The following is a 22,388-nucleotide window of genomic DNA, read 5'->3' as shown; positions in this document are numbered from 1 at the left end:
CCAGAATTTTGTCGTAAAATAGGCTATAAGTCACAAATTGTTTGCAAGATGTTAAGAAAATACAATAAAAAGAACGTCGGCTGCAAACGCCGACGTCCCGTTTCGTTCGTTCCTTCAATCGCGCTTATCGTCCTCGCCGCCGACCTACAAGCCGTAGAATCGGGTCTTGTCCGGCACGTTTCTTTCGTACTCCGTCTTGATCTCGCCCCGGTAAGACCGCTCGATCTTGCGGACGTAGGGCAACCGCTGCACGTTGCGGACCGTATCCTCGGCCGCCTCCGCGTTGACGTAGAGCACCGCGTAGTTCATCTTGCGGGACATATAATGCAGCGTCCCGTACTTGTCCAAGGCGCGGGCCGCCTTCCAATCGTTGAACCAGATGATATATCCTGTCCGTTCCGCAATCATGCGCGCGCCTCCCATCCTCCAGGCCGCCCCGAACGGGCGGCCGTACTTATCCGCAGCCGCCGCTCCCGCAGGAGCAGCTGCCGCCGCCTCCGCATCCCTTCGCCTTGGGGTTCGGATCGTTGTCCGGCACCTTGATCGTCTCGGATACCGAGCGCGCGATCGTCAGGGAGACTTCATGCAGAAGCTGGTCAACCGCGGCCTCGGCGTCCTTGAACCGGCGGACCGGCTCGATGGCGTTCAGCCGCGTTTCGACCGCGTAGACGCGGTCGAGCGCTTCGTTGTAGTCCGGGTGAAAGCGGCCGAACCGCTCGCAGTCCGCGAACTGCTCCTTCGCTCGGGCGAACTCGCGGATGAGCTGCTGCGCATCGCCGTTCCGATCGACCCGTTCTTTCCAGTATGCGTATTCCGCCGCAATGGCGGAGTGTTTGATCAAATCTCCCAGCTCGAAGGCGTAGGACGTAAGAGCCGCCATATCGGCTGCCGCCTCGAAGGCCGCTTCGCCCGACGCCGCAGGGAGGGTCTCGGTCATTCCTAGCAAGAAGGCCACCTCATCTTTCGGCATGCGATCATGCTCCTATCATATCACAAATCCGCGCCCGCGGGTCAATCTATCGTCCGGAGGCGCGGCTCGGCTTCCGGCAGGACGATCATCAGCTCCCCGATGCCGTCCGCCGCGAGCGTCGCGCGGCTCGCGGCGGGCGGCCGATCGGAGGCGTCCCGATCGGCCGCGCCGCGGACGAGCCCGCTCACCTGCCACCCCTCGGACGAGCCCGACACCGCCTGGGGCACGAACGTGATCCATTCGGGCCCCTCCTCCCCCGTCTTCCGCCGCACCCGAAGGGCCGTCCCCCAATGAAGCGCGCGTTCGACCAGCTCTCTAATCGTCGAAGCGTGATAGGCTCTAGGCTGCCGCAGCCACGTCGCGGGTACGTCGTTCAAGCCCGGGAACAGCTCGTCGGGCGAGGCCGGCGGCGTCGGATCGAGTTCATAGAACGACAGGATCTGGCGGCGGTACGCCCAGCCCGCATCCACGGCCGCCGTCTCCGCCGCGTCGTCCCCGCCGGGATCGGCAGGACCGGAACGCGGCGGAGACGGCGGGTATCCCAGTGCCGCGAGCCGCGCCTCCAGCGCCTTGCGCGCGCCTTCCCGGACGACAAAGTACCGGTCGCCGATCCGCTCCGCCAAGAGAGCGGCCGCTTCGGCGTCGGCGCCGATCTGATCGGCCAGTCCGGGCTCGTCGACCCGCAGCAGCGCCGTCTCCGCGATCTCGACCCGCCCCAGCCGCCGGAACCAGTCGTCCAGCGCGGCGGAGGCCGCTTCGGGCAGCGGCGCGCCCGAGCCTGCCTCGAGCAAGGCGGCGACGGAAGCCGGCGTATGGCCTTGACGGCTGGCCCGCTCGCATGCGCTGCGGCTAAGCCGATAGAGCGAGACGACGTCCGACGAGGCCCGCTCCGCGATCTCCTCCAGCGCCCATCTTGCGCCGGGAGGGACCTCCGGCGGCACGACGATCTCCAGATCGGGCAGCACCTCGTACCGTTCCAGTCCGTCCGGCAGCGGCGCCGCCCGGGCGGCCCGCTCGGGGTCGGGGTCGATCATCCAGCGGAAAACCTCGCGCCCGTCCAGCGTCCCTCGATCTACCCAAGCGAACGCCGCCAGCACCTCCAGCCAAGTCCCGATCGCCTGCGACGCGGGGCTGCCCGGCTTGGCGGCCGCAACATCCGCCTCGCGGTACCAGACGCCCGGTACGACCATGCCAACGGCAGTCGCCGCATAGTGCAGGGCCGGGTCCTGGCCCGCGTACCGCAGCGTGACGATCGATGCCAGCTTGGCTTCGATCGCGGCAGCCGTGCCTTCCAGCCACCGCGCGGCTCCGTCCGGCTTGACGCGGATCTCCGCCTTGCCGCGCTCCAGCACGCCGGCATGCAGTCCGAGATCAAGCGCCAGCGCCATCTGAGGCGGCGTCGGATCGCCGCCGACCGCCGCGAAGCCCAACGCGGCGAGCGCCGCTCCCTCGAGGCGGATCGCAGCCGCGATCTTGGCGATCGCCGCTTTGTGCGGGGCGCCCTTGGCCGTGAGCGGCAAGCCGTATCGCCGAACGGCGGACCAGGCGTGCAGCAGCTCCAGCGACAGCGGCAGCCGATAGTCCGACGACCGCGCCGCAATGTCTGCTTCCCGCTCCGGCGCAACCGGTTCGGAGTGAGTGGGCAGGAGCAGCCGCTGCCACACGCCGACCATGTCGGAAGGAAGGTAGAAGAGCCGGTCGCCCCAAGCCTTGCGCACGGCGAACAGGATCCCGTCGGCCCGCAGCCGTTGCATCGCCACGCGCGTCTCCGCGCCGGTCCATCGGCCTTCTTCGGCCGCCGCCTGCAGCAGCTTGTCCTCTTCGAACGGCAAGCCCGCGAACCGGCGCACGATCAGCATCATCGTCTCCCTCGCCGGCGGCTCGCAGCCCGCCGCCCATTCGGCGGCCCGGTCCGGAGCGCCCAAGACGGCCGCCCACGGCCGGCCGTTCCCGATCCGCTCGGCGAGCGAAGCGTTCTCGCCCAGCCATTCCCGCAGGCCGGGCGGCATCCTTTCCGCGATCTCCTCCGTATTCATGTCCGCGCGCCTCCGTCTCCGCCCGCCGAGTCCGGCCGCCACCGGCAGACTTCGTATTGATATCCTTGCTCCAGCAGGAAGCGCTGGCGCTTGCGGGCGAACTCGACCTCGTCCGTCTCTTCGCTGACGAGCGTATAGAAAGTCGCCGCCGCGCCGGTCCGCTTCGGGCGCAGGATGCGGCCCAGCCGCTGCGCCTCCTCCTGCCGCGATCCGAAGCTGCCGGAGATTTGGATCGCCACGGCGGCGTCCGGCAGATCGACCGCGAAGTTCGCCACCTTCGACAGCGCGAGCACGCCTACCTCGCCCCGGTTGAACCGGTCGAACAGCTGCTGCCGGTCCGCGTGCGGCATCTCGCCGGTTACCAAGGGCAGCGCCAACGATTCCGCCACATCGCGAAGCTGGCTCAAGTATTGGCCGATGACGAGCGTCGGCTCGCCTTCATGTCGGGCCAGCAGCCGCCGGACGACCTCCGTCTTCGCCGGGTTCTCGCCCGCGATCCGGTGGCGGGCGCGCGCCGGCGCCGATGCGTAGCTCTCCGCGGCGCCGCCGCCCAGCGGTACCCGCAGCTCCCGACAGGCGGCCTCGGCGATCCAGCCCTCCCGCTCCAGGCTTTTCCAAGGCGCGTCGTAGCGTTTCGGCCCGACAAGCGCGAACACGTCGCACTCCCGGCCGTCTTCCCGGACGAGCGTCGCCGTCAGTCCGAGGCGCCGGGTCGCCTGCAGATCGGCGGTCAGACGGAAGACGGGCGCCGGCAGCAGATGCACCTCGTCGTAGATGATCAGCCCCCAATTCCGGTCGACGAACAGCTTCCAATGCGGATTGTCCGTCTGCCCGGCATGCCGGTGCGTCAGCACCTGGTAGGTGGCGACCGTCACGGGCCGCACCTGCTTCGTATCGCCCGTATACGCCCCGATATCCGACGGGGCCAACGTCGTATTGCGCAGCAGCTCCCGGATCCACTGCGTGACCGAGATGCCGTTCGGCGTCAGGATCAGCGTCTCGCAGCGCAGCCGGGCCAGCGCCGCCATCCCGACCCACGTCTTGCCCGCCCCGCACGGCAGCACGACCACGCCGCTGCCGCCGTCGCCGGACCCGCCGGCGGCGAACGACTCGACCGCCTCCGCCTGGTAGTCCCGCAGCCGGATCGGCCGCCCCGCCTCGCCAAGCTCGCGCATGGCCACGGGCAGCGCCTCGCCGGCGCGGAATCCGGCCTCGTCGATCACCGGGTAACCGCCTGCGGCCAGCTCCCGCTTCAGCCATCCTCGCGCCTCGGGCTTGACGCCGACGGCCCCTTCGCCGGCCGACGGCAGCAGCCAGTCGGAGACGCTCTTCATCGCCGCGATCTCGCGCAGCAGCGCGGGGTCCGTCGACTCGAGCAGCAATTCGCCGTCCCTTCTGACGAGGCGTAATTGTCCGTACCGGCCCATGAGGCGCTTCACCTCTTGCTCCAATCCGGATGGGATGCCGTAGCGGGCGAGCGCGCGCAGCCCGCTCAGGACGCGATCCGCCGTCCAGCCCGATGCGGCCGCGTTCCACAGCGTCACCGGCGTCATCGCATACGTATGCAACGAGCCGGGACGTTTGCGCAGCTCCGCCAGCGCCCTCAGCAGCGCCCTGGCTTCCTCCGCGCGGGGCAGCCGCTCGTCGAGCAGGAGCGTCCCGTCGGATTGGACGACGACAGGCGCGACGGATCTTGGCGGCAATGACATGCAGATTCCTCCTTGCGCAGCTCTTTTTCCCCATGATGTCCATTTCGGGAGCGGCTTAAGCGCAGGTCGCGACCCGTTCCCGAATTGCCGGGCTTTGCGCGCCGCCCGGACCCCCTTGACCAGCTTGCCCGGGGCATTCCTGTAGGGGTAGCCTATTTCGGACGAACTTCCGATAGGCGATGCCGTAGTGGAACGGCTGCCTGCAAATAGCCGGCGACGCGACCCTTCTTCGGCAAACGCGACTTTAGCTCACGGCACCCAAAAAAAACCCGCCGGACTCGCGTCCGGCGGGCTTTTCGGGTGAGGCGGCTTTCAATGAATCGCATGCCCGGGGGCATCTTGCTCGGAGATGCGGCTCAGCGCGTCCCCCGCCTCGTTCACGAAGATCTCGCGTACGGCGAGGTCCCCGATGGAGACGATCCCGAGCAGTTCGCCGCCCTCGACGACGGGCAGTCGCCGAATTTGGTTCTCGGCCATCTTGGCGGCGGCCTCGTCGACCGACAGGTTCGGCGAGATCGTCTCGACGTCTTCGGTCATGACGGCGGTCACCGCCGTGGACCCCGAATGCTTCTCCGCGTAACCCCGGATCACGAGGTCGCGGTCGGTGATGACGCCCAGCAGCTTGCGGCTCGACGGCTCCACGACGGGAATGAAGCCGACGTCGTGCTGCTTCATGAGGACGGCAGCCTCGTATAAGTTGTCCTGCGGCGTAACGGTATGGCAATCTTTCGTCATGATATCGGCGACTCTGCGCATGAATGGTTTGCTCCTTCCTTATCGGTGTCGTCCTCTATCGTAACCGAAAGGCGGCTTGGCCATTCTAGGCGCGTTCGCCGGCCGCGTCGTCGGCGACCCCGATCAGCAGCCGGGCCGCGTGGAGCATGGCCCGCTCGTCGAGATCGAACTTGGGGTGATGATGCGGCGCGGCGCTGCCGTCCGCTTCGCCCGCGCCGACGAAAAAGAAGCAGCCGGGGCGCTCGCGCAAATAATACGAGAAGTCTTCCCCCGCCATGATGCGCTCGCAGAGCCCGACCGGACCGTCCGCATGCAGCGCGCCCGCGACCCGCAGCACGCGGGCCGCTTCCCGCTCGTCGTTCACGACCGGCGGGTAGCCTTCGTAATAAGTCAGCGCTTGGTCCGCTCCGTGCATGTCGCAGACGTGGCGGGCGACCTCCTCCAGGCGCTGCCGGATCGCGGCCCGGGCTTCCGGCGTGAACGTGCGGACGGTGCCGCTCAGATAGCAACGTTCGGCGATGACGTTCCGCGCCGTTCCCGCCTGAAGCTGGCCGACCGAAACCACGGCGGACTCCAGCGGATCGACGTTGCGGGAGACGATCGTCTGCAGCGCCACCACGAGATGGGCGCCTGCGACGAGGGCATCGGTCGCCTGGTGCGGCAGGCCGGCGTGTCCGCCCCGGCCGACGATCTCGATCTCGAATTCGTCAGGAGAAGCCATGAACGGGCCGGGTCGCGTGGCGATCTTGCCATATGGATAAGGGGACCATAGATGGACGCCGTAGATCGCGTCCACCCCTTCGAGCGCGCCGTCCCGGATCATGCCGAGAGCGCCGCCGGGCAGCACTTCCTCGCCGGGCTGGAACAGGAATACGCGCGTCCCCGCCGTCCGCTCTTGGTTCAAGCTGTAATACCGGGCGACGGCGAGCAGTTGGGCGGTGTGGCCGTCGTGCCCGCACGCATGCATGACGCCGGGGACGGTCGAGGCGTATTCGCATTCTTTCTCGTCCTGGATCGGCAAGGCGTCGATATCGGCGCGCAGCGCGATGGTACGGCCCGGCAGACCGCCTTGCAGTCGGGCGACCACGCCCGTCCCCGCGACGCCCCGCGTCACGTCCAGCCCCCAGGACGACAGCAGCTCCGCGATCATCGCGGACGTCTCGTTCTCTTTAAAGGAAAGCTCCGGGTGGCGGTGAAGATGACGCCGCCACTCCACCATCCGTTCGTAGAGCGGCGTTAATAGTCGTTCGTCGATCGACATCGGCTCTCTGCTCCTCTCCGCTACGGCTCTCTATTGCCCCCTATTGTACCAGAAACCGCGGCCTTCCGTAATGCGGGGCAAAAGTCAAAGAATGTTCGACAAGGGCGCGCCGGGCGGGGTTGCAGAAGGCCTTTAAACCGTCTATGATGGAGGGTGAACAGAGGCTTGTTTGCATTTTCCAAAGGAGGAACATTTGATGATTCTCGAAAATACGGGACTGAACGGCATCAAAAGCGATCTTGCGCACCTCGACGAATCCAGCGAGAAGCTCGGTTTCGTGCGTTGGCAATGGGAGTATACCCGCGCTACATATGATTTGAAGCTGGTCGACCAAGCGAGCAACAACGAATACTACCTGCGCTTCAGCACCCGCGCCGTCGAAGGCAAGCTCGAGAATCCGGACGCGATCCTCGCGATCGAAGCCGTCTACATCGGGCGCGCGACGTTCCCGCACGGACTGGAGTACGAATCGCCCGTTCCGCAACCGATCCTGAACACGGCTACCCAGCGCGTCCAAGAACTGAAGCAGTTGCTGAGCTGAGCGGCGGGGGAATAGAGCGATGAGAACCCCCGAGAACAGTCAGCGCGGCGCGCCGGACTTTCTGCTGCTCATCTTGACGCTGCTCTTGGTCGGCTTCGGGCTCGTCATGGTGTTCAGCGCCAGCTCCAGCATGACCGTCGCCACCGAGAAGTTCGGGAACGACGCGCTTTATTTCACGAAAAGGCAGTTCATCTGGGCCGGTCTCGGCACGTTCGTGATGCTGGTCATCATGAACATCCCATACGCCAAGTTCAAGAAGTGGTTCCTGCCCCTGATGATGCTGACCGTCATCCTGCTCGTCATCGTCCCCTTCTCCTCGTCCATTAACGGAGCGAGCAGTTGGCTGCAAGTGGCCGGGCTGGGCATCCAGCCGACCGAGCTGGCGAAGCTGGCCGTCATCCTGTACTTGGCGGCGCTGATCTCGAAGAAGCAGGAGAAGTTCCGCGAGTTCAAGCGGGGGCTCTTTCCCGTCATGATCGTCGTCGGCGTCGTGACGGGGCTGATCATCGTTCAGCCGGACTTCGGCTCGAGCGTCATCCTGCTGCTGACGGCTTCGGCCATCGTCGTGGCCGGCGGATCGAACTTGAAGCACGTCATGCTCTCCGGCGCCGTCATCGGCGGCATCGCGGCGCTCGCCATGAGCCTGTACTTCCTGCTCCATCCTAACGCCGACGGCGGTTACCGGATGGCGCGGTTCACGGCCTTTCGCGATCCGTTCGCCGATCAGCAGGGATCGGGCCTGCAGCTGCTGCGGTCGCTCGAGGCGTTCGGTCACGGCGGGCTCACCGGCGCGGGACTCGGGAACAGCGTCCAGAAGCTCTTCTACTTGCCCGAGGCGTACAACGACTTCATCTTCTCGGTCATGGCCGAGGAGCTGGGCTTCATCGGCGTGACGCTGTTCCTGCTGTTCTACGTGCTGTTTCTGTGGCGCGCGCTCATCGTGGCGCTGCGCTGCCCCGATATCTTCGGGACGCTCGTCGGCGTCGGTCTCGTCTCTCTGATCGCCATCCAGGCGCTCATCAACATGGGTGGCGTGAGCAACGCCATCCCGATGACGGGGGTTACTCTGCCTTTCATCAGCTACGGCGGCTCTTCGCTCTTGACGCTGATGATCGGCATGGGCATCCTGCTCAGCATCTCCCGGGAGTACAACCGCGTCGGCCGAACCGCGCGCGCCCCTTCCCGAACGGCCGTTTCGCATGGATGAGGAACAACACTGGACGAACGCCAGCAAATAACGGCGCTCCTCCGCGGATCAACCGCGGAAGGAGCGCCGTTCGGCGTTCGTAGGCGTTATTTATTTGACGCGGTTGGCCGCGTCTTCCTGCTCGGCTTCGTCCTTGAACGCGACGCCTTCGACCTTCACGTTCACTTCGACGACGCGCAGGCCCGTCATGTTCTCCACCGCTTCGCGCACGTTCTCCTGAAGCCGTCTGCCCACCTCTTGGATCGGACTGCCGTATTGCACGACGATTCGCAGATCGATCGCCGCCTCCACTTGACCGACCTCGACGGACACGCCGCGCTGGGCGTTCTTCCCGCTCAGACGTTTGGCCAGTCCTTCGGAGATGCCGCCCGACATGGCGGACACGCCCGGCGTCTCCAACGCCGCCAACCCGGCAATGGTGGCGACAACGTCATCAGATATACGAATCAAGCCTTGATCGATTTGCTCCGTCATTGGCGGCTCACACTCCCGTTAACGATACTGCTTCCATTGTAATGGATGAGATGAACGTTCGCAACACCGATAGCCCCGGCGCGGATTTGGGTATTGTACGAATATGCCGCTTTTGGATATAGTAAATGAAGCTGGGCTTGTGCCCATATTTCTCCAACAGACGACGCAAAGAGGTGTTCGGTTTTGAAGAAGCTGTTTTTCCCGCTCTTGATCGCGTTTTTCGTATTAAGCGCATTGGCGCACTACCTGCACTGGAACACGGTGGCGCAATTCGTCATCTCGGCCGTGACGATCGTCTTCGTCGCCGGCTTCCTGGGCAAAGCGACCGAGGCGGTCGCCCACTATGCGGGACAGCGGTTAGGCGGCTTCCTAAATGCCACGTTCGGAAACGCGGCGGAGCTGATCATCGCGATCTTCCTCGTCAAAGAAGGCCTGTTCGATATGGTCAAAGCCAGCTTGACCGGCTCGATCATCGGCAATCTGCTCCTCGTCCTCGGCGCCAGCGCGCTGGCCGGCGGACTGAAGTTCAAGGAGCAGAAGTTCAACATCCACCTGGCCGGCCAGAACGCGTCGCTCATGCTGCTGGGTGTGATCGCGCTGTTCATCCCCGCGGTATTCGTCAAGAGCGAGCATCTCTCCCAGGGCGATACGATGACGCTCAGCGTGACCGTCGCCGCGGTGCTCATCATCGCCTATATCGGCTGGCTCGTCTATTCGATGGTCACCCATAAGAGCTTGCTCGAGGACCACGCAGACACGCAGGCGGATCACGGAGAGACCGCCGCTTGGTCCAAGGGCCAATCGATTCTCTTTCTCGTCATCGCCACCGTCATGGTCGCCTTCGTGAGCGAGTGGCTGGTCGGCACTTTGCATACGTTCACGGACCAATACGGCATGTCCGAGCTGTTCGTCGGCGCCTTCATCGTCGCCATCGTGGGCAACGCGGCGGAGCACAGCGCGGCGGTCATGCTCGCCCTGAAGAACAAGATCGGCGCGGCGGTAGAGATCGCGGTCGGCAGCAGCCTGCAGATCGCGTTGTTCGTGGCGCCGGTGCTCATCTTCGTCAGTCTGATGTTCGGCAACCCGATGAACATCCTCTTCACGACCGTCGAGATCGCCGCGATCGGCGTGGCCGTCCTGATCGCCACCTCGATCTCGCGCGACGGCGCCACGACCTGGTACGAGGGGAAGCTGCTGCTGCTCGTGTACATCGTACTAGGCGTCGCCTTCTTCTTCGTCTGACGACGGGGCTCCGCCCCTGCGAATCGCGCACAAAAAAAGCCTTCGTCCCGCGGGAGACCGCGAGACGAAGGCTTTACACGTTTGACGGGCGCGACACTATTCTTCTTTCCGTGCCAACGCTTCGTATAGCAACGCAAGATTGCGTTCCAATTCGCTGACGAGCTGCTTGCCCGCGCTCTCTTCCACCAGACCCGCCCGCACCGCAAAATCAACCGCCCGCGAGAAGCCGTACATCTGCGTGTCCAGCACTTCTTCATACAGCGGGCATTTGCGGGTCGCCAGATTCTCCATTTGGATGGCGATCAGTTTCTCGATTTTGCCGGCGTCGTCCTGCAGCAGGCGAAGCGCCTTCTGATTCAGGTGCACCATGACATCCGATGAAGCCATTCCCACTCCCCCTGTACCCTATCATGCCTGCCTTTATTCAGCGGTCCGTCTTCCTCTTAGCCCGGAGGGACGTCAATACGTACTATCCCTTTCATATTAGACGAAATCGGGCGCAAGCACAAGGACAGGAAGCCTAGGAACGGGACAAATTGCTAGATCGCCGATTGGAAAGGCGCTATTCGGACGCCCTTCTCTTCCAGGCGTAGCGCCGCCACAGCCATACCAGCATCGCCAGCATCGCGATCAAAGCCGCCGTCATGAAGCCCCGTCCCGGCTGGACGAATGCCGTTACTTCCCGCCAGTGGTCCCCCAGCGTCTGCCCCAGCAGCAGGAAGCAGCTGGTCCAGGCCAGCGCGCCGACCGAGGCGTAAACGAGAAAGGTTCGGTAAGGATGCTTGCCCATGCCGATCAGGAGCGCCGTCGCATGCCGCAGTCCCGGCACGAAGTACCCGAGCAGCACGAGCATATGGCCCCACTTGGCGAATCGCTCTTCGTGCTTGGCCAGCTTGTCCGGCGACAGCCGAACCCGGGAACCGAAGCGCGCGAGGAGCGGCCGGCCGACGGTCCGGCCGATCGCATAGCTCACGCTCATGCCGACGAGGCTCCCGCTGACGGCGGCCAGCATCGTCAAGCCGAGATTCAAGTGCCCGCGGGACAACAGGAATCCGGCGGCCGTGAGCAGCACCTCGTCCGGCATCGGAAGACCGACGATCCCGAGCGCGATCGCCGCGAACAGTCCCCAGTAGCCGTAGTGAAAAACAAGCGCGAGCATCGAATCGGTCATGCCAAAGCATCTCCTAGCTTCTAGTTGGACTAGCGGCGGGCGGGCAAAAGGCAAAACACCCCGTCCGGTCGGACGGGGGGATGTGGATGCGATCGCCGATTCCTGGACGGAAGCGGTTCGAAGCGCCGAATCGCGGAATTACTCCACGACGGTGACGTTCAGGTTGTGCTTGGTGAAGATCTCTCCGAGTTCCTTCTTCGCTTCGTCGGCATCGGGACCATGCACGTGCAGTTCATAGGCATGCCCGCCCACCAAAGTCGTGAACAGCCCCAGAATGCTTTTCACATCGATGTACTTGTTCTCGGCTTGGAGAACGATGGAAGAGCGGAATTTGTTCGCGGCTTGAGACAATTCTACGATAGCTGCGTTGTTCGACATGGAAATCCCTCCAAATTATAGGGTTTACGATTTCATTACCCATCATACCCTGTACATGCAGCCGCATGCAAGTAGGAAAACGCTTTATTTCAGCCCATCGGGATTCAAGCCCTCCAGCTCGGGCAGAACGAATAGGCCATCCTTCCGGATCAGAACGTCGTCGAAGTACACTTCCCCGCCGCCGTAATCCGAACGTTGGATGAGCACCAGATCCCAGTGGATCGACGAGCGGTTGCCGTTGTCGCAATCCTCGTAAGCCTGGCCGGGCGTAAAGTGGAGGCTGCCCGCGATCTTCTCGTCGAACAGGGTGTCCTTCATCGGATGCAGAATGAACGGATTGAAGCCGAGGCTGAATTCTCCGATGTGCCGCGCGCCTTCGTCGCTGTCGAGCAGCGCGTTGATGCGGTCCGTGTCGTTGGCGGTCGCCTCTACGATCTTGCCGTTCTCGAAGGTGAACTTGATGTTCTCGAACGTGAAGCCGTTGTAGACGCTAGGCGTGTTGTACGCCAGCGTGCCGTTGATGGAATCGCGCACCGGGCACGAGTATACCTCGCCGTCCGGAATGTTGCGCGCGCCGGAGCACTTCTTCGCGCCGATGCCCTTGATGGAGAAGCGCAGGTCCGTGCCCGGGCCGACGATGCGCACTTTGTCGGTACGCGCCATGAGCGCTTGCAGCGGGTCCATCGCCTTGTCCATCTTGGCGTAGTCCAGGTTGCAGACGTCGAAGTAGAAATCCTCGAACGCGTCGGTCGACATGTTGGCGAGCTGCGCCATGGACGCGTTCGGATAACGGAGCACGACCCATTTGGTGTGCTTCACGCGCTGCTCCAGATGAACCGGATGGCGATGGCCGCGATCGTACAGCTTCATCTTGTCGGCCGGCACGTCGGCCAGCTCGTTCACGTTCGCGCCCGCGCGGATGCCGATGTAGCCGTCCATCCGCTTCATGCGGTCCAGGTCGTACGCCGACCACGTCTCGATCATCTCGGGAGTTGCGTTATGTAGCAGGGTACGGGTGACCGTACGGTCTTCGATCTCGACGAACGGGTTCCCGCCGCGCTTGGCGACTTCTTCGATCAACGCGTTCAGCAGATCGCGCTCCGAGCCGATCATCTCGATCAAGATGTTGTCGCCCGGTTGTACGTTTACGGAATAGCCGGCCAGATTCGCGGCAAGCTTCTGAATTCTGGGGTCGCGCATCGGTAATGGTTCCTCCTTATGAATGCCGAATTTACTTTTCTATTGTACCACTGTCGGGGGACCGCTGAAAGCTTGTAACGACCGTTCTTCGCTCTTCGTGCGATTTGCCGCTCAGCCGATAACGGATCGCCGACTCCTCCCGCAGCCGGAGGGGGAACCACGTACGGCGGTCGGCCGTCCACCAGCAGACGGTGCTCGCGCTCAGCGTCCGCAGCGCTTCGGGCGGCAACTGCCCCTGCAGGTCGTCCGCCATCCTGCGCTGCGCGGCGGCAGGTGCGAGGACGAGCTTCAGCGTCACTTCGCCCTTGCGCTGCTCAGGGGCATAGGCGACGCTCGCCGCATGCCGCTCCACGGCCTTCACGAGCGCGAGCGGAGAGGCGCTTGCTCCTGCCTCGCCCGTCCCGTGCGCCTCCCCGCTCAAGGCGACGATCCGGTGGTTCGCCACCTCTCCCCCGAACGACATCCGCCGCCGCAGCCTTCCTGCGCCGTCGTAGGCGGAGGATTCGCCTTGATACGCGAATCGGTCGTCTCCGGACAAAGCGGAGGCGGTGAGCGCGAACGCCTCTTCCGGCGGCTTGTCCGGCGTCTGGCGCGCGCAGCCGGGCAGCAGGAGCAGCAGCGCGAGCCCGGCGACGGAGACCGCCCCTGCCCGCGCCAGACCGCTCCGCGCTCGCGCCGTCGTTAGCCGTTTCATCCCCATACCTCCTCTTTTCCCCCTATCGTCTCCTCCCCGCTTCCCCTTCATGCGCGAGGCGACGCGAAGAGGAGCATCCCCGGGGGGCGCTCCTCAATGCATGACTCGTACTGTATATAAGTGTTCTTCCGTCCATAAGTCCTTCATTCGATCAACCGATGGCCACGCAGTTCCGGCCCCGGTGCTTCGCCTCGTACAGCGCCATATCCGCGCGGTAGAACAGCGACTCGACGCTGACCCGATCGTCGCCGGAGGTCCACTCCGACACGCCGCAGGACACGGTGACCTTCGGCGCCGTCTCGGCCTCCACCCGCTTGCGGATCCGCTCCGCCACCCGCAGCGTCTGATCCAGGCTGAGCTGCGGCAGATAGATGGCGAGCTCTTCTCCGCCCCAGCGGGCGGCGATGTCGGACTCGCGGATCGCGGCCCGGATGATCGTGCTCACCTGCATCAGGATCGCGTCGCCGACTTGATGTCCGTACGTGTCGTTGATCTTCTTGAAGTGATCGATGTCCACGACGATAAGCGAGCCGGAGACGTCCTTCTCCTGCTTGCGCTGAATCCGTTCGTTCAGGTAGTGGCGGGCGAAAAGGCCGGTCAAGTTGTCGGTGATGACCATCCGGCGCACCTCCGCGTGCAGCGACGCGTTCGATACGGCGAGCCCCAGATGCGCCGACAGCACCTGCAGCAGTTTGTAATTGTCATAAGAGAAGTGATTCGCCTGCTCGTGCGCCACCATGACCGCTCCGATGACTTCACCATTGAGCAGCAGCGGCGAAGCCAGCAGCGACCGCGAACGGGTCACCTCCATGAGGTGCGAGCTGACCGGCGTCGCGGAGCGATAGTCGGAGAGAATGATCGGCTCCTTGGTACTCAGCATCACGCCGCAGAAGCCGTAGTCCGTCGCGAACACTTCCTGGTGCAGCTCCGCTACGTTCGACGACATGACGGTGAAGTGGCCCTTCATCGGATCGAGCTGCAGGATGAAGCAATGATCCGCCTTGAACAGATGCAGCAGCTCCGCCGTCGCGAACTGCATCGTGTCCGAGAGCCGCAAGCTGCTGTTGAGACGCTGCGTCAGCTCGTTAATGAGCCGCAGTTCGCCGATCAAGACATTGGCCTGCTCGTGGAGGCGCGCCTTCTCGAAGGCGGTTCCGGCGCCCCCCGTCAGCATGGCGACGAACCGGACGTCGACTTCGTCGAACGCATCCTCGGCCACGTCGAGCCGCAGGACGCCGTAGACGCCTTGCTTGCCCGCGAGCGGGAACGCGATGCGGCGGCGGCCCGCGTCCGTCTCCTCGCGGCGTTCGCCGTCCATGAACGCGCGCCAGCACAGGTCCATGTCCTGCAGGTGGAACGAGAGGGGCTTAACCTTCTCGTTCGTGCTGCTGTAGTCTTGCGACAGGAATAGGTCGGAACGGCATAACGGGTATAATTGCTCTAGGCTGTTGAACACTTCGGAGAGGACGTTCTCGACGTCGATATGGTCGTGAAGCCGGCGCATCACGTCGAACAGCATGTTCCGGCGGCGCTCTTCCCGGCTGGTCAGCTGGTTCGATTGGAGCAAGTCCCGCACGAACAGCAATTCGAAGCGACGGTAGAGACAACTGCGGAAATGAAGCGCCGCCGCCTGCAGCAGCTTCAGCTCGCTCCCTTGCGCAGATCCGGCGGGAAGCAGGCAAGCGAGCGCGGCGAAGACGAAGCCGGACGTCCGGGAGAATACGGGAACCGCGAGCGAGTCGAACGCCCGAAGGGAAGCGGAAGAATGTTCGTCGGCCCGCAGGTGCGCGGGTCTGCACGAGTCGATCGCGAGGCTGGCGGCGGTGTCGCCGAGGATGTCCCGGCTCCACTCCGCCGGCGCGGGCGCGTCCGCATCGCCCGGCGAGACGGCGACCCGGGTACAGTCGGGATGGAGCAGCACGATGCGGCATGCGGGGAGCCAGGGGAATCCGTCCGCTTGCTCCAGCCATTCCTCGAAGCTGTCCGCGAGCAGCGTATGGATATAGGGGAGGTCGGCTTCCGTCAGATCCTGCCGCCTGACCCATAATGGCAATTCATCCGAGGCGCCGGAGGGGCCGTTGACGGCAGGATGATGTCGAACCGAGTCTCGTTTAACGCCTGGTTGAACCATCGCTGATCCCTCCTAGCCTTCCTTGTCATTTAACTATACAATGAATACGTGATTTTTGCACTAGTCTTAAAGGTGAATACAGGGACTTGCGTCTCATTTCTTCCGCAACAAGCAACGACTTCCTTGGTTCAAGTGTCGCGCTTGACATCGCTGGGAAATTACTTATAATATTTATAGTTGAACATTGGGCTCATTGTTTGTGTCACCCTCACGATCGGTTCCCTTGGCGGGCAGCGGCTGAACTTCTTGCCAAGAGGGGATGGACGGCTTTGCCGGACGCCCTTTCGGAATGCGCTCGGCGCAACGACAACCCATTTTCAAAACATTCCCTTTTGAAAAAGGAGTCACACATTCATGTCGAGATATACAGGTCCCAAGTTTAAATTGAGCCGTCGTCTGGGTATTTCCCTGAGCGGCACCGGCAAAGAACTGAAGCGCGCATTCCCTCCGGGACAGCACGGCGCGAACCAACGCCGCAAGATCAGCGGCTACGGCCTGCAATTGATGGAGAAGCAAAAGCTTCGCCACATGTACGGCCTGAACGAAAAGCAATTCCGCAATCTCTACGACCGCGCTTCGAAGCTCAAAGGTAAAGCGGGCGAAAACTTCATGTTCCTGCTCGAGAGCCGTCTGGACAACCTGGTCTACCGCCTGGGCTGGTCGAACTCCCGCGCCGGCGCGCGTCAATTGGTCTCCCACGGCCACGTGACCGTCAACGGCAAGAAGGTCGACATCGCTTCCTACACGGTTCAAGTCGGCGACGTGATCGGCCTGCGCGAGCGCAGCCGCGGCCTCAAAGCGATCAAGGAAGCTTCCGAGAGCCGTCATCATCTGGCCGGCTACCTGGACTTCAACGCGACGTCCATGGAAGGCAAGTACGTTCGCCTGCCTAGCCGCGAAGAGCTGTCCCAAGATATCGAAGAGCAACAAATCGTCGAATTCTACAGCCGCTAATCGTATTGCTCGCAAAAACACCCGCGATCTTATCGATCGCGGGTGTTTTGTCGTTTCCTGTGGCTGGCAGCTGCGAGTCAACGCCCGTTCAGTCGGACAGCCTGCCGCTCTTCTTCGTCAAGCCTTGGATGAGCTGGCCGACGTCGATGCCGGATACGCTCTTCAGCATCTCGGGCGCGGTGGCCATGAGCGACGTCACGTAGTTGCTGACGCGCGCGGCGCCTTCGCCGTTCCCCGTGTCGACGACGGTCAGCTTGTCGATCGCCGAGATCGGGTCCGCGATCTTGCCGGCGAGCTCCGGGAGCATCTTCACGATGATGTCCAGGACGGCCGCTTCGCCGAACTTCTCGAACGCCTGGGCCAGCTTCTCCTTCGCTTCCGCTTCCGCGAGCCCCCGGAGCCGGATGACTTCGGCTTCGGCCGTCCCCTTGGCGCGTTCGGCATCGGCCACCGCCAAGCCGTCCAGCCGCTTTTGTTCGGCGTTGGCTTGCGCTTCCGCTTCGATCCGATACTTCAGTGCGTCCGCTTCGTTGATGCGCCGCGACTTGTCGGCTTCCGCAGCCTGCACGACGGCATAGCGGTCTGCGTCGGCCTTCTTCTTGACCTCGGCGTCGTATTGCTTCTCCCGCCGCAGAATTTCCTTCGCCTCCAGATCGATCTCCCGTTCCTTCCGGACGAGCTCGACCTTCATCTGCTCCTCTACGACGCTTTGCTTCGAGCGCGCTTCCTGGATCGCATAGGACTGGTCGGCTTCCGCCTTGGCGAGGTCCGAATCCTTTTTGAAGGACGCCACCTTCAGTTCCTTTTCCTTCGTCGCTTCGGCCACGTTGGTATCGCGCAGCAGCTCGGCCTTCTGGCCTTCTTCCTCCGCCGCGGCCTTCTGAATCCGGGAATCCCGGATGGCCTGGGCTTCCGCGATATCGGCGTCGCGCTTGACGGCCGCGATCCGCGGCTTTCCCAGCGCTTCCAGATAGCCGTGCTTGTCGCGCACGTCCTTGATCGTGAAGGACACTATTTGCAGCCCCATCTTCTTCAGGTCCCGGGCGGCTTGCCCCTGTACTTCCTGCGCGAAGCGTTCGCGGTTCCGGTACACTTCCTCGACCGTCATCGTCCCGAGGATCGCCCGCAGATGGCCCTCGAGCACTTCCTGCGCCTCCGCCCGCAGCGATTCGGTGGGCTTGCCCATGAACTGCTCCGCGGCCGTGGCCACATCCTCGACGGCCCCTCCGATCTTGATGATCGCGACCGCGTCGGTCAGGACCGGCACGCCTTGCTCGGTATATACCTCGGGCGTGCTCACGTCCAGCTTGTGAGACAGCAGCGAGAGGAATTGCGCTTGCTGGAAGATCGGAAGAATGAAAGCGCCGCCTCCGCGCACGATCTTGATGCGGCGGCCGGACTCGTCGACGGACACGTTCTTGCTGCCTAGGAAAGAGCCGGTGACGATCATCGCTTCGTCCGGCGCTACCGTCTTGTAGCGGGCCCAGAAGGCTAGGCCAAGGACGAGAAGCACGGCGACGACGATAACGGGTATGTACAATACGTCTGGAAATTCGGACATGGGCAGTTCTCCTTTGTTAGGGGATAGGGGTACAATCGAATCAATCCAGACGGGAGACGTAGACGACTTCTCCCCTTACTCTGACGATCACGACCTCCGTGCCGGACGGCACGTCCTCTTTGTCGAAGCTCTCCGCAATCTGGTTCGTAAGTCCTGCGCCGATCTTGACCAGCACTTCGCCGCAGCCGTCTGCCGGGATCGACGTGAGCACTTCGGCACGTTTGCCCTCCAGGTCGTTCATCGAGAAGCCGACGGAGTTCTCGCTTGCCTTCATCGGCCTTACATAGACGAAGTACATCGCAATGGCGATCGCGACGGCGATCACGATCGCGGACGCGTAGACGCCGAGCGCCGACAGCGGCGAGTAGCGGTGCATGAGCAGCCCCGCGCCGCCGAATACGGTGATTCCTCCCGCCAATACGACCGGCTGGAACAAATGATGCCCGTCGATCGACAGCCACTCGAACCATCCGGTGGCCCCTCCGAGCAGATCTCCGAATACGAGCGTTACGATAGCCATGAGCGCGCCAAATCCCAGGCAGCACCAGAATAACGCTTCCATCGGCCTCCTCCTTTCGATTCAGGCTTGGAAATGAGGTCTTGTGAATTATACGGTTTAAACGGCGGAATGTTTCTCTTCTTTGTAAAACTTTGTCCACATTTCAGGATAATCGTGGAAATAAAGAGGGTAAATTAGGAGACGAACTGCGACTCATCGCCTGGTAGTTTGCCCGGCTTCGCCGTCGGCTACCGCCGCCAAACGGTCGTCGGGCATGGGCGAAATGCATGGCCCGCCGAAGCGCCATTGAGGTCCGATCAAGGGCGAAATGGCGTCGTGCGCGGCGCGGCGAGGACGCTGCCTGCAGCTTCGCGTCGCCGTTAGGCGTCGTCCCTTCTCTCCTCTCGCCATGCCCCTCCCCCTTCGAATGAAGTCAAACGCTGGGTGAATGTGCTATAATAATTCTGTTTGTTTCTTGAAGGAGGATACCGATGAACGAAACGAAGCAGCCCCCTCCCCCGCAGGAAAGGAAAGGCTACTCCGCTTGGGGCATGGCGGGTCGCCTGACCCTCTATACGATCCTATGGCTGATCCTGTTCGGCGTGCTCGCCGGGCTGGCCGCCGGCGGGGCGGTCGGAGGCTACATCGCGGCGCTGGTCAAAGAAGACCCCGTGCGTCCGCGAGCCTTAATTGAAGAAAAGATCAATGAGAACAACGCGACGGGCTTCGTCTATTTCCGCGACAATACGCTGATCGGCCAGCTGCGCACCGAAGAAGACCGCCAGCCGATCACTTACAACCAGATCCCGCAGCAGATCCTGGATGCGGTCATCGCGATCGAAGACCGGAACTTCGAGACGCACGTGGGCGTCGATACGAACGGTTTGTTCCGGGCTGTGAAGCAGCAGCTCCTGAACGAAGACGTGCAGACGGGCGGCAGTACGATCACCCAGCAGCTCGCCCGCCGGGTATTCCTGAACCTCGATCAGACGCAGAGCCGAAAGGCCAAGGAGATCTTCCTCGCGCTGCGGCTGGAGCGGTTCCTGGGCAAGGAAGAAATCATTACGGCTTATCTCAATAAAATTCCTTATGGCAACGGCTCGTCCGGCTACCAGCTGTACGGGATCAAAGCGGCGGCCAAAGGCATCTTCGGCATCGACGACCTGAAAAAGGTGAACTTGGCCCAGGCGGCGTACCTCGCCGGCCTGCCGCAGCTGCCCTCCGCCTACTCCGCCTTCACCGGCAAGGGCGACTTCAACGAGAAAAACTTCAAACGCGCGCTGACGCGTCAGAAGCTCGTGCTCCAGAAGATGCTGGAGAACAACAAAATCACGCAAGCCGAGTACGAGAGCGCACTCGGGTTCGATATCTACAAGTCGCTCGCCAAACCGACGGAAAAGGCGTACAACACGTACCCGTACCTCATGCTCGAGGCCGAACGGGAAGCGGCTCAACTGCTCGTGCTGAAGCAGAATCCGAACCTAAAGCTCGAGGATCTCAACAAGAAGGAGAACGCGACGCTCGTCGAAGACGCCCGGGAACAGCTGCTGCGCGGCGGCTACCGCGTCAAGACGACGATCGACAAGCAAGTCTACGACTTGATGCACAAAGTCGCCGAGGATCCGAAGAACTTCGCGCCGGACAATTCCGTCAAGGGCGTGGAGCAGACCGCGGCGGTCATGCTCGACCACAAGACGGGCGCCATCCTCGGCATGATCGAGGGCCGCGACTTCCATATCGAGCAGATGAACTTCGCGACCCAGATGCAGCGGCAGCCCGGCTCGGCGATGAAGCCGATCGCGGCTTACCTGCCCGCGATCGACAAGGGGCTCATCAGCCCGGCGAGCGTGCTGGACGATTCGCCTGTCATCCTGAAGAGCAGCGGAACGTCGATGCACATCCCGAAGAACTCCAACAACCGGTATTCGGGTCTCGTCACCGCGCGTTACGCCTTGAATCAGTCGCTGAACATCCCGGCGATCAAGATCTTCCTCAACAAGGTCACGATCAAGGAAGCCTGGAACTTCAGCCGCAAGCTCGGCATTACGACGCTCGTGCCGGAAGACGACGGGGCGCAGACCGGCGTCATCGGCGGCTTGAAGTACGGCGTGACGGTCGAGGAGCTTACGAACGCTTTCGGCGCCATCGCGAACAAAGGCGTGTTCAATGACGCGTACCTGATCGAGGAGATTACGGACACGAACGGGAACGTCGTCTACCAGCACAAGCCGGATCCGCAGCGCGTCGTGTCCGAGCAGTCGGCTTATCTGATGACCGACATGCTCCGCACGGTCGTCACCGAAGGGACCGGCGCCAAGATCAAGACCTGGTTCAAGAACTACGGCAAGATTCCGGTCGTCGGCAAGACGGGGACCACGCAAAATTACGGCGACGTCTGGTTCCAAGGCTACACGCCGGATATTACGCTGGGCGTCTGGGCCGGCTACGAGAAGCAGATTCATACGCTGTCGACCGACGGTCACGCGCGCGCCCGAGAGATCTGGGCGAAGGTGATGAACGCGGTCACCGACGCGCGGCCGGATCTGTTCCCGACCAAGTCGTTCGACAAGCCCGACGGCCTCGTCAGCATGACCGTCTCCAGCGTCAGCGGCAAGCTGCCGACCGATCTGACGAGACAGGCCGGGAAGCTGGTCACCGATCTCTTCAACAAGAAATTCGTGCCGACCGAAGAGGACGACGCGCTGGTCAAGATGAAGTACATCTCGTACAACGGCGTCAACTACGTGCCGCTGCCCGAGACGCCCGAAGACATGCTCCGCGAAGCGGTCATGGTCAAGCGGGAGCATCCGATCGACGCGCTTGTCGAGCAGCTGCAAGCCGCCCTCGGGAAAGTCGCGGCGAACAGCCGCAAATCGTTGTCCTATTACTTGCCGAAGGACGCAGCGGACAGCGCGCCGTCCAAGACCGACCCTCGGAAGGATGACGGGGCCGCGCCTTCTGCGCCGGGTAACGTACTGGCGGAGGCGCTGGACGGCGGCAAGGTCAAGATCTCGTTCACGCCGAGCGGCCAAGCCGACGTGGCGGGCTACCGCCTCTACCGGTCCTTGAACGGAGCGCCATACCAGAAGGTGGACGGGACCGTTCTGACCGGCGAGGAATCGAAGTTCATCAACTACATCACGCCGGGCAGCCTCGTCAGCTACTACGTGACGGCCGTCGATATCGGCGGGCACGAATCGGCGCAGAGCGCGACGTCGGGCGTCGGCGGGGACGGCAGCTACAATCCGGTCGATCCGAATCTGCCCCCGGTTGACGGACCGGGCAGTCCGAACGGCCCGGGGACGCCGAATCCGGGTCAAGGCGCCGCGCCTTCCGTCCCGAGCGGACTGACGGCGCAGCGGAGCGCCTTCGGCGTGACCTTCACTTGGACGGCCAACCCGGCCGCCGAGAACGTCACGCGCTACGAGATTTGGTACAGCGCCACCGAGAAAGGCAGCTACAAGCGGCTCGAATCCACATCGGACACGCGCCTTGAGTATTTCGAGCCGGATCCGACCGGTTGGTACCGCATCCGGGCCGTCAACGACAACGGCCGATCCGACTCGTCGGCATCGGTCGAGGTCAAGGCGGGCAATTGACGAGGGACCTCCCTCCTGCCCCATAA

The 22,388-nt window shown here is 63.0% G+C and carries 20 protein-coding genes; 5 read left to right on the top strand and 15 right to left on the bottom strand.

Features of this window, described 5'->3' with window-relative positions; all coding sequences use genetic code 11:
- Positions 1-144 precede the first annotated feature (144 nt).
- The 6 genes from H7C19_RS10640 to H7C19_RS10615 form a co-directional block, all read right to left on the bottom strand.
- Positions 145-408, bottom strand: coding sequence for a YlbG family protein (locus H7C19_RS10640; RefSeq protein ID WP_185142631.1), 264 nt, complete (start codon positions 406-408; stop codon positions 145-147).
- A 46-nt stretch (positions 409-454) separates the two neighbouring features.
- Complete coding sequence (locus H7C19_RS10635; RefSeq protein ID WP_185142652.1) at positions 455-937, bottom strand: YlbF/YmcA family competence regulator; 483 nt, start codon at positions 935-937, stop codon at positions 455-457.
- Positions 938-1,011: 74 nt separating this feature from the next.
- Positions 1,012-3,006 carry a helicase-associated domain-containing protein gene (locus H7C19_RS10630; protein ID WP_185142630.1) on the bottom strand — a complete coding sequence of 665 codons (1,995 nt, stop codon included), beginning with the start codon at positions 3,004-3,006 and terminating at the stop codon, positions 1,012-1,014.
- Positions 3,003-4,715: a DNA repair helicase XPB gene (locus H7C19_RS10625; protein ID WP_185142629.1), complete on the bottom strand. Its 1,713-nt coding sequence runs from the start codon at positions 4,713-4,715 to the stop codon at positions 3,003-3,005. Before H7C19_RS10625 ends, H7C19_RS10630 begins: the two co-directional genes overlap by 4 nt.
- Before the next feature lie 312 nt (positions 4,716-5,027).
- On the bottom strand, positions 5,028-5,471 hold the full coding sequence (locus tag H7C19_RS10620) for a CBS domain-containing protein (protein ID WP_185142628.1): 444 nt from the start codon (positions 5,469-5,471) through the stop codon (positions 5,028-5,030).
- A 64-nt stretch (positions 5,472-5,535) separates the two neighbouring features.
- On the bottom strand, positions 5,536-6,711 hold the full coding sequence (locus tag H7C19_RS10615; protein WP_185142627.1) for a M20 metallopeptidase family protein: 1,176 nt from the start codon (positions 6,709-6,711) through the stop codon (positions 5,536-5,538).
- Between the two features lie 196 nt (positions 6,712-6,907).
- Between H7C19_RS10615 and H7C19_RS10610 the strand changes: the two genes are divergently transcribed.
- Together H7C19_RS10610 and ftsW are read left to right on the top strand one after the other, a co-directional pair.
- Positions 6,908-7,252 (top strand): YugN family protein, encoded by a 345-nt coding sequence (locus H7C19_RS10610; RefSeq protein WP_185142626.1) that lies wholly within the window; start codon positions 6,908-6,910, stop codon positions 7,250-7,252.
- A gap of 19 nt (positions 7,253-7,271) precedes the next feature.
- Positions 7,272-8,459: a putative lipid II flippase FtsW gene (gene ftsW / locus H7C19_RS10605; protein WP_185142625.1), complete on the top strand. Its 1,188-nt coding sequence runs from the start codon at positions 7,272-7,274 to the stop codon at positions 8,457-8,459.
- 90 nt (positions 8,460-8,549) lie between these two features.
- Here ftsW and H7C19_RS10600 read toward each other — a convergent pair whose 3' ends face one another.
- On the bottom strand, positions 8,550-8,933 hold the full coding sequence (locus tag H7C19_RS10600; protein WP_185142624.1) for an Asp23/Gls24 family envelope stress response protein: 384 nt from the start codon (positions 8,931-8,933) through the stop codon (positions 8,550-8,552).
- 183 nt (positions 8,934-9,116) lie between these two features.
- Between H7C19_RS10600 and cax the strand changes: the two genes are divergently transcribed.
- Complete coding sequence (gene cax / locus H7C19_RS10595) at positions 9,117-10,175, top strand: calcium/proton exchanger (protein ID WP_185142623.1); 1,059 nt, start codon at positions 9,117-9,119, stop codon at positions 10,173-10,175.
- Between the two features lie 96 nt (positions 10,176-10,271).
- On the opposite strand, the gene H7C19_RS10590 is transcribed toward cax, so the two are convergent.
- The 6 genes from H7C19_RS10590 to H7C19_RS10565 form a co-directional block, all read right to left on the bottom strand.
- A complete protein-coding gene (locus tag H7C19_RS10590; protein ID WP_185142622.1) occupies positions 10,272-10,562 on the bottom strand; it encodes an Fpa/YlaN family protein in 291 nt (96 codons plus the stop codon).
- A 175-nt stretch (positions 10,563-10,737) separates the two neighbouring features.
- Positions 10,738-11,346: a DedA family protein gene (locus H7C19_RS10585; protein WP_185142621.1), complete on the bottom strand. Its 609-nt coding sequence runs from the start codon at positions 11,344-11,346 to the stop codon at positions 10,738-10,740.
- A gap of 138 nt (positions 11,347-11,484) precedes the next feature.
- Positions 11,485-11,724 (bottom strand): HPr family phosphocarrier protein, encoded by a 240-nt coding sequence (locus H7C19_RS10580; protein ID WP_185142620.1) that lies wholly within the window; start codon positions 11,722-11,724, stop codon positions 11,485-11,487.
- 84 nt (positions 11,725-11,808) lie between these two features.
- Positions 11,809-12,924: an aminopeptidase gene (locus H7C19_RS10575; protein ID WP_185142619.1), complete on the bottom strand. Its 1,116-nt coding sequence runs from the start codon at positions 12,922-12,924 to the stop codon at positions 11,809-11,811.
- A 31-nt stretch (positions 12,925-12,955) separates the two neighbouring features.
- Positions 12,956-13,618: a hypothetical protein gene (locus H7C19_RS10570; protein ID WP_185142618.1), complete on the bottom strand. Its 663-nt coding sequence runs from the start codon at positions 13,616-13,618 to the stop codon at positions 12,956-12,958.
- A 151-nt stretch (positions 13,619-13,769) separates the two neighbouring features.
- Complete coding sequence (locus tag H7C19_RS10565; RefSeq protein WP_185142617.1) at positions 13,770-15,749, bottom strand: GGDEF domain-containing protein; 1,980 nt, start codon at positions 15,747-15,749, stop codon at positions 13,770-13,772.
- Positions 15,750-16,103: 354 nt separating this feature from the next.
- On the opposite strand from H7C19_RS10565, the gene rpsD reads away from it, so the two are divergent.
- On the top strand, positions 16,104-16,703 hold the full coding sequence (gene rpsD, locus H7C19_RS10560) for a 30S ribosomal protein S4 (protein ID WP_185142616.1): 600 nt from the start codon (positions 16,104-16,106) through the stop codon (positions 16,701-16,703).
- Positions 16,704-16,791: 88 nt separating this feature from the next.
- Here the strand turns inward: rpsD and floT are convergent, their stop codons facing one another.
- Positions 16,792-18,264, bottom strand: coding sequence for a flotillin lipid rafts scaffold protein FloT (gene floT / locus H7C19_RS10555; protein WP_185142615.1), 1,473 nt, complete (start codon positions 18,262-18,264; stop codon positions 16,792-16,794).
- A gap of 40 nt (positions 18,265-18,304) precedes the next feature.
- Entirely contained in the window at positions 18,305-18,826 is a 522-nt protein-coding gene (locus H7C19_RS10550) for an NfeD family membrane protein (RefSeq protein ID WP_185142614.1), read from the bottom strand.
- Between the two features lie 428 nt (positions 18,827-19,254).
- Between H7C19_RS10550 and H7C19_RS10545 the strand changes: the two genes are divergently transcribed.
- Positions 19,255-22,362, top strand: coding sequence for a penicillin-binding protein 1A (locus tag H7C19_RS10545; RefSeq protein ID WP_185142613.1), 3,108 nt, complete (start codon positions 19,255-19,257; stop codon positions 22,360-22,362).
- Positions 22,363-22,388 lie beyond the last annotated feature (26 nt).

This window comes from Cohnella nanjingensis (assembly GCF_014212125.1).
GTDB lineage: Bacteria > Bacillota > Bacilli > Paenibacillales > Paenibacillaceae > Cohnella > Cohnella nanjingensis.
This window is presented reverse-complemented; position numbering and strand designations above follow the sequence as displayed.